The organism is Sphingomonas oligoaromativorans (assembly GCF_011762195.1).
In the GTDB taxonomy this organism is placed as follows: domain Bacteria; phylum Pseudomonadota; class Alphaproteobacteria; order Sphingomonadales; family Sphingomonadaceae; genus Solisphingomonas; species Solisphingomonas oligoaromativorans.
In genome coordinates this window covers 475772-488132 of sequence record NZ_JAASQK010000001.1, presented here as the reverse complement: position 1 = coordinate 488132, position 12361 = coordinate 475772, and the positions used below count along the sequence as shown (strand labels likewise).

The window sequence follows — 12361 nt, the reverse complement described above, 5'->3', positions numbered from 1 at the left end:
CCTCAGGCGAAGGGCCGATCGATGGCCGGCTGCGGCTGGGTGAACCAGCGGGGGCCGGCCTCGGTCATGTAGAAATGGTCCTCCAGCCGCACGCCGAAGCGATCGGGCACCACGATCATCGGCTCGTTGGAGAAGCACATGCCGGTATCCAGCGGCGTCCGGTCGCCGCGCACCAGATAAGCGGGCTCATGGATCGACAGGCCGATGCCATGACCGGTGCGATGCGGCAGGCCCGGAAGGCGATAATCCGGCCCCAGCCCCGCCTTCGCCAGCACCGCGCGGGCGGCATCGTCGACACTTTCGCACGGTGCGCCGGGGACGGCAGCGGCGAAGGCGGCGGCCTGTGCTTCCTTCTCGACATCCCAGATGGCGCGCGCCTCATCGGACGGCGTGCCGAAGGCGTAGGTGCGCGTGATGTCGGAATGATAGCCCTCGATCGTGCAGCCCGTGTCGATGAGGACGAGGTCGCCCTCCTCCAGCCGCTGCTCGCCGGGAAGGCCGTGCGGGAATGCCGTGGCGCGGCCATATTGCACGATGCAGAAGCTGGAGCCTGACACTCCCATCGCGCGGTGCGCCTCGTCGATGAAGCGCTTCACCTCGGTGGTGGTGATGCCGGGCGCCATGATGCGCGCGGCGCGGCGATGCACCTCCAGCGTCATGTCCTTCGCCTGCTGCATCAGCGCGATCTCGGCGGGGGACTTGCGCATCCGGCAACCGTCGATCGCGGGCGCGCCGTCGACCAGTTCGACGCCCGGAGCGGCCCGGCGCAAGCGCTCGGCCATCTGGAAGGGCAGCGCCGGATCGATCGCCACCCGCCGCGCGCCCATGCCGGCCAGCGCATCGGCAACCAGCGCGTGCGGATTCTCGTCCTCCTGCCAGAGGTGGATGTCGACATCGATCAGCAGGTCCGCCTGCAACGACCCCAGCTCGAAATGCGGGCAGACCATCACCGGCTCGCCGCGCACCGGCAGCAGCATCGCCACCAGCCGCTCGGTCGCGCCCCACGGCACGCCCGCGAAATAGCGCAGCGACGCGCCCGCGTTGATGAGCAGCGCATCCGCCCCCATCGCCTCGGTGAGCCCGCGCGCACGCTCGATGCGCTGGAGCCGCTCCGCGCGGGTGATCGCGGGGGCCGGGGCCGCCCACGGGCCGATGGCGGCGAGTTCGGCTGCGGCGGTGGAGCCTCCGATGGTCATGTCCGTCTTCCTCGTCCGGCGAAGCGCTCGATGTCGAACGCGTCGATCTTCACAAGCGGCCTTTCGCCCATCGCGAGCGCACCGACGATCTCGCCGGTGATGGGCGCGAGGGTAAGCCCCAGATGCTGATGCCCGAAGGCATAGAGCAGATTGTCCACGCGCGCGCTGCGGCCGATCGCGGGGAGATAGTCCGGCAGCGTGGGCCGCGCGCCCATCCAGCGTTCGAACGGCCCCCGCATCGGCAGGCCCAGCTCGCGGACATGCCGCTCCAGCCGCGCCCATTTCGCGGGATCGGGGGCCGCGTCCGGCTCGCCCAGTTCGACGAAGCTCGCCGCCTGCACGCAATCGGCGTAGCGCGTGACGATCATCGAGCGATCCTCGAACACCAGCGGCGGCATGTGCGCCGGCCAGTCATGGCTTCGGGCACGGATATGATAGCCGCGTTCCGCGATGATCGGCGCGCGATGCCCCAGCAGCGCGATCAGTCCGCCCGACCGCGCGCCCGCCGCGAGCACGACATGATCGGCCACCTCAGGGGCGCGGCCGTCGATCGAGACGCCCGCGCGTCCGCCCGCAAGCTCCAGTTGCGCCCGTCCCCGCACGATCTCGCCCCCGGCCGCGCGGAAGGCCGCCTCCAGCGCCTCGGCGAGGCGGCCGAGATCATAGATCTGCCCCGTATTTTCGAACCGGATCGCGCCCGCTGGCTCCGCCCCCAGCAGCGAGGCGAGCGCCCGGCGCTCCGCTTCGTCGGCATCGTGGAAGCGCGCGGTGCCGGTGTCCGCCCCGGCCCATGCCGCCCGCCCCTTCGCGGCGGCGGCGGGGCTGCCCCAGAGCACATAATGCCCGTCCTCGTGCAGAAGGCCCCGCTCCGGCAGGCTCTCCGCGAGACGCCGCCATGCCGGCATCGCCTCCGCGATCAGCGCCGACAGCGCCACCTTGCCCGCCTCGAAGCGATGCGGCCTCGCGGCTCCCATCATGCGCCAGGCGAAGGGCGCCCATGTCCGCCACTGCCCCGGCGGCAGGGCCAGCGCGCCTCCCTGCGAGAATAGCCGCCCCGGCGCCGAGCGGATCGCGGCACGCGAGGCCAGAGGCTCGACCTGCTCGATCGCGACGTGCCCGGCATTGCCCCACGAGGCGCCGCGGTGCCCAGCATCGGCTTCGACCAGCCTTACCGTCAACCCGCGCCGCGCCAGCGCCAGCCCGCTCGCGAGCCCCACGACCCCGCCCCCGATGATGATCGCCGTTTTCTGCATGGTCCGCCTTGATGAACACCCGCCCCTATCGTATACCATATATATGTTCAACCAACCCTGTGCGCCGGCGGACGGCCCGGCTTTTTATCGATGCCCCACGAAGCGGGCAGTTTCGACATTGCGGAACGGCCTCGCCTCGCGGCAATGTCCGGCGATCCCGCTGGAGACCGATTTCCGATGAGCATCGTCGTTCGCACGCTGTCCGAACAGATTTTCAATATCGTCCGCGAACAGATCGTTTCCGGCAAGCTTCCCGTCGATCTGCCGATCCGGCAGGATGCGCTCGCCAACGAACTGGGCGTCAGCAAGATACCGCTGCGCGAGGCGCTCGGCCGGCTGGAGCAGGAAGGCCTGCTCGTCAGCCAGGCCAATCGCGGCTTCTTCGTCCGCGCCATGTCGGCGGACGAGGCGGAAGAGATCTTCGCCCTGCGCCTCTCGATCGAGCCGGACGCCGTCGCCGCCGCATCGCTCGCCGCCACCGAAGCGGACCAGAAAGCCGTGCGGGAGGCGTTCGCGGCGCTCGACAAGGCCGCCTCGTCCGGCGAACTCGACGATGTCGCCACCCGCAACCGCGATTTCCACATGGCGCTGGTCCGCCCCAGCGGCCGGCTGCTAACCACCCAGCTCGTCGAGCGGCTTCAGGTGCTGTCGGAGCGCTATGTCCACAAGCATCTCGAGCCGGCGGGCCGGGAGGATCGCGCGCATCTCGAACATGAGGTGCTGCTGGAGGCGTGGGCCTCGCGCGATGCCGATCGTGCCAAGTCGCTCGCCGCCGAGCATATCGGCGCGACCCTCGCGGACCTTCGCCGCCAGCTTGGCCGCTGACATCTTCCTCGTTCGGAGCCCCCTGCCATGATCCTCGCGCTCGCCCTCGCGCTTCAGGCCGCCACGCCGGCGCCGGCCACCGCTGCCACGCCCGCCGCTCCGGTCGCCGCGACGAAGTGGCCGACGAAGGAAGCGGATTATGTCGTGCGCGATTTCCACTTCCGCTCCGGCGAGACCATGGCGGAGGTGCGCCTCCATTATACGACGCTCGGGCAACCGCATCGCAACGCCAAAGGCGAGATCGACAATGCGGTGATGGTGCTCCACGGCACCGGCGGCAGCGGCCACCAGTTCCTCGTGCCGCAGTTCGCCGACGAGCTGTACGGCCCCGGCCAGCCGCTCGACATCCACAAATACTGGATCATCCTGCCGGACAATATCGGCCATGGGAAATCGTCCAAGCCCTCCGACGGGCTGCGGATGAAGTTCCCGCATTATGACTATGGCGACATGGTGGAGCTGCAGCATCATCTGCTGGTCGACGGGCTCGGCATCGCGCACGCGCGGCTCATCATGGGCACGTCGATGGGCTGTATGCACGGTTTCGTCTGGGGTGAGACCTATCCGAACTATGCCCGCGCGCTGATGCCGCTCGCCTGCGAGCCGATCGAGCTGGCGGGGCTCAACCGCATGTGGCGGCAGATGATCGTCGACGGGATCGAGGCCGATCCGGCCTGGGCCGGCGGCAACTATACGCAGCAGCCGCAGGAAGGGCTGAGGCTCGCGGAATCGATCCTCGTCATCGCCGGCGCGGCGCCGCTCAATTTCCAGAAGCTCTATCCGAAGCGCGACGCCGCCGTCGCCTATGTCCGCGATCGCATCGCCAAGGGGATGGCCGGGCTCGACGCCAACGACCTGATCTATCAGGTCGATTCCTCGCGCACCTATGATCCCTGGCCGAAACTGGAAGCGATCAAGGCGCCGATGACGTGGATCAACTCGGCCGACGACTTCATCAATCCGCGCAACTTCTCCTATCCTCAGGAGGCGCTGAAGCGGATGCCGAACACGCGCTTCCGCCTGATCCCCGAGACCACCGAGACGCACGGCCACGGCACGCACACCTGGGCGGTCAACTGGAAGGCCGATCTCGCCGATCTGCTCAAGCGCACGGAATAGCCCTCAGGGCGCCGGCGCGTGCGCCTCATAGCTGGAGACGTGGTTCATCGCGATCACCCAGCGTCCGTCGATCTTGCGGAACAGGCGGGTGTTGATGCCCTCCTGCGGATGCTCGGGGCGTTCGAGATGGTAATGGCCGACCAGCATCGCAGCATCCGGCGCGAGGACGTCCACCTTCATGTCGTAGAAATGGAGCGTGCCGCGCCGCTCGGGCGCGCCGCCATAATCGCGGACATAATGATCGAGCGTGCCCTGCCAGTCCGCCTGCATCCTGCCGCCCGACACGAAGACGACGCCCGGATTGGCGAAGCCCGCCATATAGCCGGCAAAGTCCCCGCGGTTCCACGCCCGCTCCATATCCGTCACGACATGGAGGATGGCCGCCCGCTCCGCACCGGCCGGGGGAGCCGGCGCGGCCGCGACCAGCAACAATGCGGCCAGCGCCTTCATTCGGCCGCCACCGTCACCGACGCCTCACGCGTCAGCACGCTGCGCGAGCGGCTGTAGGCGAAATAGGCGACCAGCCCGATCAGGTTCCAGATCAGGAAGCGCACCAGCGTCTTCTCCGGCAGCGAGAAAAGCAGATAGAGGCAGCCGAGCACCGCGAAGGTGCCAACCACATAAGGCGCCGGACAACGGAAGATGCGCGACACGTCGGGCACACGGCGGCGCAGGATCATCATGCACAGGCCGACGGCGATGAACGCGATCAGCGTGCCGGCATTGGCCAGCTCCGCGATCTCGCTGACGTTGAAGAAAGCCGCGATCACCGAGACGAACACGCCGGTGATGCCCGTCACCAGCACCGGCGATCCCGTCCGCTTCGAAACGCTGGAGAGCGCCCGCGGCAACAGCCCGTCGCGCGCCATCACGAAGAAGATGCGGCTCTGCCCATACATCATCACCAGGATCACCGAGGGCAGCGCCACCAGCGCCGCGCCGGCTACCACCCAGGAAATCGCGGGATGGCCCAGCAGACGCAGCACCAGCGCCAGCGGCTCGGGCGATCCTGCGAGTGTCGTGTAGGCGACCGCACCCACCGCCGTCAGCGCGACGAGGATGTAGATGGTGGTGGAGACGGCCATCGAGCCGATGATGCCGATCTTCAGGTCACGCCCCGGATTGCGCGCCTCTTCCGCCGACGTCGCCACCGCGTCAAAGCCGTAGAAGGCGAAGAAGACGATCGCCGCCGCCGCCATCACGCCGCGCTTCTCGCCCCCCTGCACCGCGCTGCCGAAGCCGTAGGGCATGAAGGGATGGAGGTGCGCGGGATCGAAGGCGGGCGCCACGAAGATCACGAACACCGCCAGAGCGACCAGCTTGATGACGACGAGCACGATGTTCAGCGTCGCGCTTTCCCGCGTGCCGGCCATCAGCATCCCGGCGATCAGCATCGAGACGAGCACGGCCGGCAGGTTGATGATCCCGCCGTCATGCGGGCCGGTCAGCAGCCAGTGCGGCGGGTGGACGCCGGCGGATTCGATCAGGCCGACCAGATAGCCGGACCAGCCCACCGCCACGCCCGAGCAGGCCAGGGTATATTCGAGGATCAGGCTCCATCCCACGATCCAGGCGAGCGTCTCCCCCATCACCGAATAGGTATAGGTATAGGCGCTGCCCGCCGCCGGGATCATCGTCGCCAGCTCGGCATAAGCGAGCGCCGCGCAGGCGCAGACCGCCCCGGCGATGGCGAAGGCCAGGATCACCGCCGGCCCGGCGCGCTCGGCGCCGACGCCGGTCAGCGTGTAGATGCCCGTGCCCACGATCGCGCCGACGCCCAGTGCGATCAGATGCGGCCAGGAGAGCGTGGGTTTGAGGCGGTGGGCGGCATCCGGGGCCGTACTGCGTGCAATCGGCTTGATCGGCCCCAGAAGATCCATTCCCAACCTCTCTCTTTTATTATGTCAGACGACCGAGAACCCCGCCCAGAATGGGTCTTCCCGATCGATCCAGATCGTATTGAAACCGGTCGCGACCGCCGATCCCTCGATCGAAGGGATGATGCCCGGCAGGCCGCCGATGTCCACCATCTCCTCCACCCGGCCGATGAAGCGGCTGCCGATATAGGATTCATGCACGAAGCGGTCGCCGAGCTTCAGCTCGCCCTTGTGGACGAGATGCGCCAGCCGCGCGGACGTGCCGGTGCCGCACGGGCTGCGATCGATCGCCCGCTCGCCGTAGAAGACGGCGTTGCGGCCATCCGCGCCTTCGCCCTTCGGCTTGTCGGCCCACAGCACATGGCGGATGCCGCGGATGCGATCGTCGAGCGGGTGGACCGGCTCATAGGCGTCCTTCATCAGCGCACGGACCGAGCGGCTCAGCTCGACAATGCGCGAGGCGCCGAGATCGTCGAGCCCGGTATAGGCTCCCTGCGGCTCGATGATCGCGTAGAAATTGCCGCCATAGGACACGTCGACGCTGAGCGGACCAAAGCCCGGCACGTCGATCGCCACCCCCGTCGCCGCCACATAGGCCGGCACGTTGCGGATGCGGACCCAGCGCACGCGGTCACCCTCGACGCCATATTCGATGTCGATCAACCCGGCCGGCACCTCGACCCGCAGCCGCCCCGGCGTGCGCGGCGTGATGAGGCCATGCTCCAGCCCGAAGCTTATCATGCCGATCGTGCCGTGCCCGCACATGGGCAGGCAGCCGGATGTCTCGATGAACAGGATGCCGCAATCCGCGTCCTCCCGCGTCGGCGGATAGAGGAAGCCGCCCGACATCATGTCGTGCCCGCGCGGCTCAAAGCACAGGCCGGTGCGTATCCAGTCGAAGCGGGCGAGGAAATCCTCGCGCCGCTCGATCATGCTGGCGCCCCGGAGCAGCGGGGCGCCCCCGGCCACGAGGCGGACGGGATTGCCCGCCGTGTGGCCGTCGATGCAGAAGAAGCTGTGCCGCATGGCCGGCTCAGGCCGCCTTCGCGGTCTGCTTGCCCGGTCGCGTCGCCGCCGCCTGCTCCACCCAGCGGATCACATCGGCGCGGCGCTGGCCCGAGAGCGGGAGACGCGGCATACGGACGCGCTCGCTGCCCCGCCCCATGATCTGCTCGGCGAGCTTGATCGACTGGACGAGATCATGCTCGGCATCGAGATGGAGCAAAGGCATGAACCAGCGATAGATGGCGCGCGCCTCTTCCCAATTGCCTTCCTCGAAGGCCGCGACGAGGCGGACGGATTCCGCCGGGAAGGCACTCGTCAGGCCCGAGACCCAGCCCGACGCGCCCAGCATCAGCCCTTCGAGCGCGACGTCGTCGAGCCCCGCCATCACCTCGAAACGATCGCCGAAGCGGTTGATGAGATCGGTGATGCGGCGCGGATCGGGCGCGCTTTCCTTCACCGAGACGATGTTCTTGACGTCCGACAGGCCTTCCAGCGTCGCGAAATCGATCTGCACGCGATAGGCCGGGGGGTTGTTGTAGAGCATGATCGGCAGCGAGGTCGCCTCGGCCACCGCGCGGAAATGCGCCTGCAATTCCTCGACCGTCGGCACATAGACCATCGCCGGCAGCAGCATCAGCGCATCGACGCCGATCTTCTCGGCATCGCGGGCATATTGGATGGCGCGATCGGTGGTGAATTCCGAAACGCCCGCCACCAGCGGCACCCGGCCGCCGATCGCCTCGACCGCGCCCTTGAGCACGGCCCGCTTCTCATCGGGCTCCAGCGAGTTGTTCTCGCCGCAGGTGCCGAGCAGGATCAGGCCGTCGACGCCATCGTCGACAAGGGCGGACTGCACCTTCTGCGTGGCGCCGTGATCGATCGAGAGATCTTCCGCGAACTGGGTTGTCGCCGCGGGATAGACGCCCTTCCAAAGCGCCTTGGGAAAGGTCATGAGACTGGTCCTCCGTATTCACGAATTTAGTATACGGTATTATATCTCGATGCAAGCCCGGTTTGCCGCCGATGCGACTTTACCCGCCGGCAGGACGATATCGCCGAACGATCCGGGCGCAAACGGATTGGGCTCCCCTTGAAATCGGCCGCCGGCCGGTCTAGCTGCGCGCCTACAGCATCAAGAGTCGGGCCGACGCCTGACGCCAACCTGCTCCCGAGCAAGGTGGCGCTTCCAGTTCGCTGGAGGGATGTGGCCGAACCGGCAACAAACGGGTGAACGCCACACATTCGCGTCGCGCACGATTCCGGGATGTCCCGTGAACAAGTGAGGCGTGCATGACGAGCCAGGTTCAACAATTCGCCAGCGACAATTATGCCGGAATCTGCCCGGAGGTGTGGGATGCCATGGCGCTCGCCAACCACGGCTCCGCGCCCGCTTATGGCGACGACCAATGGACCCAGCGCGCCGCCGACGCCTTCCGCAGCCTGTTCGAGACGCCGTGCGAGGTGTTCTTCGCCTTCAACGGCACGGCGGCCAACTCGCTGGCGCTGGCCTCGCTCTGCCAGTCCTATCATAGCGTGATCTGCTCCTCCTCCGCGCATGTCGAGACGGACGAGTGCGGCGCGCCGGAGTTCTTCTCCAACGGTTCCAAGCTGCTCGTCGCGCAGACGCCGGACGGCAAGCTCACGCCGGAGGCCGTGCGAACGCTGGCCACCAGCCGCTCCGATATCCACTTCCCCAAGCCGAGGGTGGTGACGGTCACCCAGCCGACCGAGACGGGCCAGGTCTATACGATCGAGGAGTTGCGGGCGCTTTCCGCCACCTGTCGCGAACTGGGGCTGAAGCTGCACATGGACGGCGCGCGCTTCGCCCATGCCTGCGCCACGCTCGGCTGCTCGCCGGCGGACATCACCTGGCGGGCGGGCGTGGACGTGCTGTGCTTCGGCGGCACCAAGAACGGCATGGCCGTCGGCGAGGCGGTGATCTTCTTCGATACCGCGCTGGCGCTGGACTTCGATTATCGCTGCAAGCAGGCAGGGCAGCTCGCCTCCAAGATGCGCTTCCTCTCCGCGCCGTGGGTCGGCCTGCTGGAGACCGGCGCGTGGCTGCGCAACGCCCGGCACGCCAATGCCTGCGCCCACCTGCTGGCCGAGCGGATCGCGGACCTGCCCGACGCCGCGCTGATCTTCCCGGTCGAGGCGAACGCCGTCTTCCTCCAGCTTCCGGCGGACGCGATGGAGGCGCTGCGGGCACGGGGCTGGCGCTTCTACACCTTCATCGGCGGAGGCGCCCGCTTCATGTTCGCGTGGGATACCGACGTGGCGCGGGTCGAGGCGCTCGCCGCGGATATCCGCGACGCGCTCGGGCGTCCGGCTCTCGATGCGGCCGCCTGAACCCATCCGGGGCAGAGCGTTCCAATATGGATTATCAGGACACAAGATATCGTCCCGCCCTTGAAGCATATCGCATTGCGATATAGGTCGCGGCAACTTTCCCCTTGAGGCTATCATGATCGCGCATCGCAATTCCGACATCGAACAACGCCCGCTGGCGGACCATAGCGTCGACGCCCGCATGTTGCTGCTGGCGGCGATGGCGGTCGTCGTCGGGATCGGTGGCGGGGTCGGCGCATGGGTGCTCATCAAGCTGATCGCGTTCGCGACCAATATCTTCTGGTTCGGCCGACTGTCCGATGCGCCGGCGCTCATCACCGACAGCCCGGTCGGCGCCGCGGTGCTGGTGATCCCGCTTGTCGGCAGCATCATCATCGGCCTGATGGCCCGTTACGGATCGGACAAGATCCGCGGGCACGGCATTCCCGAAGCGATCGAGACGATCCTGTTCGGGGAAAGCCGCCTGTCCCTGAAGGTGGCCTTGCTGAAGCCGCTTTCGGCGGCCGTGTCGATCGGCAGCGGCGGCCCCTTCGGCGCCGAAGGGCCGATCATCATGACCGGCGGGGCGATCGGCTCGCTCTTCGCCCAATGCTTTCGCCTGAGCGCCGCCGAGCGCAAGACGCTGCTCGTCGCCGGTGCGGCCGCCGGCATGACCGCGATCTTCGGCACGCCGCTCGCCGCGATCCTGCTCGCCATCGAAGTGCTGCTGTTCGAATGGAAGCCGCGCAGCTTCGTGCCGGTGCTCGTGGCGGTGCTCGTGTCTTTCGCGTGCCGCCCGCTTCTGCTCGGGTCCGGCCCGATGTTCCCGACCGCGGCCGTTCAGCCGGCCGGCCTCTGGGTGCTTGCCGCCGCCGCCGTGATCGGTGTCGTCGTCGGGCTTGAGGCCACTCTCCTCTCCACCGCGCTCTATCGGGTGGAAGATGGCTTCCACCGCCTGCCCATCCACTGGATGTGGTGGCCCGCCCTCGGCGCGGTGGTGGTCGGCATCGGCGGTTTCGTGGACCGGCATGTGCTGGGCTCCGGCTATGCCAGTATCCAGGCGCTGCTCGATGGCAGCCTGCCGATCCGCGTCATTCTCGCCTTGCTGTTCGTGAAGGCGATCGTCTGGCTGGTCTCGCTGGGTTCGGGCACGTCGGGCGGCATTCTCGCCCCGCTGCTGATCCTCGGCGGCGCCACCGGATGCCTGCTCGGCCAGTTCGTTCCGGGCGACATCGGCTTCTGGGCGATGATCGGCATGGCCGGAATCATGAGCGGGGCGATGCGCGCGCCGATGACGGGCGCGCTGTTCGCGGCCGAACTGACCGGCCATTTCTCCAGCCTGCCCTCGACGATCGCCGCGGCCGGGGCGGCCTATGCCGTCAGCGTGCTGCTGATGCGCCGGTCGATCCTGACCGAGAAGATCGCGCGCCGTGGCCGCCATATCCTCCAGGAATATGTCGTCGATCCGCTCGAATTCCTTCAGGCCGAGCATCTGATGACGCCGGACCCGGAGACGCTCCGCGGCGACATGACGATCGCGAACGCGGTTACTTTCTTCGCCAATCAGGCCCGGCACCGCAGCTACCCGGTTGTGGACGGCGAAGGGCGCCTGCTCGGCCTCGTCTCGCGCACCGACGCGCTACGCTGGCAGGTCGAGGGTGCGGAAGGCGCGGCCACCCTCGCCGGTTCCGTTTCCGACACGTCGCAGCCCGCGGCCACCCCGGAGACGCCGTGCAGCAAGATCGCCGACATGATTATCGAAACCGGCGTAGGCCGCGTTCCGATCATCGATCCGAAGACTCGTCGGGTGGTCGGCATCCTGTCGCGCCAGGATCTCCTCAAGGCCCGCAGCGAGCATCGCCGCGCCGAAACCGATCGCACCCGCTTCACCCCCATTCCCGAATGAGGGGATGGGAATTTAGATCGTCTTGCGATATATTTGAGGGGAAGATGATGCCGGCTCCGGGCCGGCATCGGGATAGAGGATGCTCGCGCTTCTCCTCAATGGCGTGATCGAGGTGATCGGCGGCCTGATCGTGGCGGCGCTCGCGACGTTCGGCGTCTGGAACCTCTTCAAGCTGATGCGCCGGCCGGAGCTTGGCCCCTGGCTGCTGATCGCCCTCCTCCTCGCCATACCGGAAACGAGGCGGGACCACTTCGTGCAGACGGTCCTTCTGTTTATGGCCTTCGCCGCCGTCGCGCTCATCGGCGAAGGCAGCGACTGGCGGGCGCGGCACCAAATTCATCATCCGGCGCCGCCGGGCCATTGGTGACCGGCGGGATCAGAGCTGCTCGATCAACTGGGTGAGCAAAGGGCGTATCCGGCGCAGCTCCTCCCGATGGACGCGCGCCAGCGAGGCCAGCAGCGCCTTTCCCTCCGGTGTCAGTTCGATCGCGACGCGGCGTCGATCCTCGATCCCGTCCCGCCGCCGCACCAGCCCGAGCCGGACGAGACGATCGACATGCTCGCTCGTGCTGTTGGGCTTGAGCAGGAGATGCTCGGCAAGCTGACCCACCAGCATGGCTCCGCCCGACGCCCGGATCGCCAGCAAGGCCTGATGCTGCTGCGGCGTGATGCCGGAGCCCACCGCCGCCTTCTCGCTGAAATGCAGGAAGCGGCGAAGCTGGTGGCGGATGCTCGCCAGCGCCTCATAATGCTCGTCACTCAGATCGTTCATGGCCTCTCCTTAGGCGGCCCTCGCCGATCCTTCCACCTCGGGAAGCGCTGTCGCCTCACCCGGTCTCGCGCTAGGATCAG

12 protein-coding genes and 1 riboswitch are annotated in these 12361 nt (G+C 67.7%); of the genes, 5 read left to right on the top strand and 7 right to left on the bottom strand.

The window, feature by feature from the left end:
- Positions 1-2: 2 nt before the first annotated feature.
- Both FHS98_RS02480 and FHS98_RS02475 read right to left on the bottom strand, forming a co-directional pair.
- A complete protein-coding gene (locus tag FHS98_RS02480; RefSeq protein ID WP_167099266.1) occupies positions 3-1196 on the bottom strand; it encodes a M24 family metallopeptidase in 1194 nt (397 codons plus the stop codon).
- Positions 1193-2449, bottom strand: a complete 1257-nt coding sequence (locus tag FHS98_RS02475; protein WP_167099263.1) for an NAD(P)/FAD-dependent oxidoreductase — start codon at positions 2447-2449, stop codon at positions 1193-1195. The genes FHS98_RS02480 and FHS98_RS02475 overlap by 4 nt, the downstream gene beginning before the upstream one ends.
- Positions 2450-2626: 177 nt before the next feature.
- On the opposite strand from FHS98_RS02475, the gene FHS98_RS02470 reads away from it, so the two are divergent.
- Together FHS98_RS02470 and FHS98_RS02465 are read left to right on the top strand one after the other, a co-directional pair.
- Positions 2627-3274: a GntR family transcriptional regulator gene (locus tag FHS98_RS02470; RefSeq protein WP_167099261.1), complete on the top strand. Its 648-nt coding sequence runs from the start codon at positions 2627-2629 to the stop codon at positions 3272-3274.
- Between the two features lie 27 nt (positions 3275-3301).
- The gene (locus tag FHS98_RS02465) at positions 3302-4393 is read left to right on the top strand and encodes an alpha/beta fold hydrolase (protein WP_167099258.1); all 1092 of its coding nucleotides are present in this window, start codon (positions 3302-3304) and stop codon (positions 4391-4393) included.
- Positions 4394-4396: 3 nt separating this feature from the next.
- Here the strand turns inward: FHS98_RS02465 and FHS98_RS02460 are convergent, their stop codons facing one another.
- Genes FHS98_RS02460 through FHS98_RS02445 form a run of 4 tightly spaced genes read right to left on the bottom strand, consistent with a single transcriptional unit; the run spans position 4397 to position 8227 of the window.
- Positions 4397-4843 carry a nuclear transport factor 2 family protein gene (locus FHS98_RS02460; RefSeq protein ID WP_167099255.1) on the bottom strand — a complete coding sequence of 149 codons (447 nt, stop codon included), beginning with the start codon at positions 4841-4843 and terminating at the stop codon, positions 4397-4399.
- Entirely contained in the window at positions 4840-6273 is a 1434-nt protein-coding gene (locus FHS98_RS02455; RefSeq protein WP_167099252.1) for an amino acid permease, read from the bottom strand. The genes FHS98_RS02460 and FHS98_RS02455 overlap by 4 nt, the downstream gene beginning before the upstream one ends.
- Before the next feature lie 24 nt (positions 6274-6297).
- The gene (locus FHS98_RS02450) at positions 6298-7296 is read right to left on the bottom strand and encodes a 4-hydroxyproline epimerase (RefSeq protein WP_167099249.1); all 999 of its coding nucleotides are present in this window, start codon (positions 7294-7296) and stop codon (positions 6298-6300) included.
- Positions 7297-7303: 7 nt separating this feature from the next.
- Complete coding sequence (locus tag FHS98_RS02445) at positions 7304-8227, bottom strand: dihydrodipicolinate synthase family protein (protein ID WP_167099246.1); 924 nt, start codon at positions 8225-8227, stop codon at positions 7304-7306.
- A gap of 172 nt (positions 8228-8399) precedes the next feature.
- Positions 8400-8509: riboswitch (SAM-I-IV-variant riboswitch) on the top strand.
- Between the two features lie 56 nt (positions 8510-8565).
- On the opposite strand from FHS98_RS02445, the gene FHS98_RS02440 reads away from it, so the two are divergent.
- From FHS98_RS02440 to FHS98_RS02430, 3 genes are all read left to right on the top strand, one after another.
- Positions 8566-9624 (top strand): threonine aldolase family protein, encoded by a 1059-nt coding sequence (locus FHS98_RS02440; RefSeq protein WP_167099243.1) that lies wholly within the window; start codon positions 8566-8568, stop codon positions 9622-9624.
- Positions 9625-9739: 115 nt separating this feature from the next.
- Entirely contained in the window at positions 9740-11509 is a 1770-nt protein-coding gene (locus tag FHS98_RS02435; protein WP_167099240.1) for a chloride channel protein, read from the top strand.
- 79 nt (positions 11510-11588) lie between these two features.
- The gene (locus FHS98_RS02430; protein ID WP_167099237.1) at positions 11589-11876 is read left to right on the top strand and encodes a hypothetical protein; all 288 of its coding nucleotides are present in this window, start codon (positions 11589-11591) and stop codon (positions 11874-11876) included.
- A gap of 9 nt (positions 11877-11885) precedes the next feature.
- Here FHS98_RS02430 and FHS98_RS02425 read toward each other — a convergent pair whose 3' ends face one another.
- Positions 11886-12281, bottom strand: coding sequence for a MarR family winged helix-turn-helix transcriptional regulator (locus FHS98_RS02425; protein WP_167099234.1), 396 nt, complete (start codon positions 12279-12281; stop codon positions 11886-11888).
- Positions 12282-12361 lie beyond the last annotated feature (80 nt).

Bases quoted from the DNA above. Each gene is read 5' to 3' on its own strand.
- FHS98_RS02480 (WP_167099266.1), bottom strand. From the start codon at position 1,196: ATGACCATCGGAGGCTCCACCGCCGCAGCCGAACTCGCCGCCATCGGC.
- FHS98_RS02475 (WP_167099263.1), bottom strand. From the start codon at position 2,449: ATGCAGAAAACGGCGATCATCATCGGGGGCGGGGTCGTGGGGCTCGCG.
- FHS98_RS02470 (WP_167099261.1), top strand. From the start codon at position 2,627: ATGAGCATCGTCGTTCGCACGCTGTCCGAACAGATTTTCAATATCGTC.
- FHS98_RS02465 (WP_167099258.1), top strand. From the start codon at position 3,302: ATGATCCTCGCGCTCGCCCTCGCGCTTCAGGCCGCCACGCCGGCGCCG.
- FHS98_RS02460 (WP_167099255.1), bottom strand. From the start codon at position 4,843: ATGAAGGCGCTGGCCGCATTGTTGCTGGTCGCGGCCGCGCCGGCTCCC.
- FHS98_RS02455 (WP_167099252.1), bottom strand. From the start codon at position 6,273: ATGGATCTTCTGGGGCCGATCAAGCCGATTGCACGCAGTACGGCCCCG.
- FHS98_RS02450 (WP_167099249.1), bottom strand. From the start codon at position 7,296: ATGCGGCACAGCTTCTTCTGCATCGACGGCCACACGGCGGGCAATCCC.
- FHS98_RS02445 (WP_167099246.1), bottom strand. From the start codon at position 8,227: ATGACCTTTCCCAAGGCGCTTTGGAAGGGCGTCTATCCCGCGGCGACA.
- FHS98_RS02440 (WP_167099243.1), top strand. From the start codon at position 8,566: ATGACGAGCCAGGTTCAACAATTCGCCAGCGACAATTATGCCGGAATC.
- FHS98_RS02435 (WP_167099240.1), top strand. From the start codon at position 9,740: ATGATCGCGCATCGCAATTCCGACATCGAACAACGCCCGCTGGCGGAC.
- FHS98_RS02430 (WP_167099237.1), top strand. From the start codon at position 11,589: ATGCTCGCGCTTCTCCTCAATGGCGTGATCGAGGTGATCGGCGGCCTG.
- FHS98_RS02425 (WP_167099234.1), bottom strand. From the start codon at position 12,281: ATGAACGATCTGAGTGACGAGCATTATGAGGCGCTGGCGAGCATCCGC.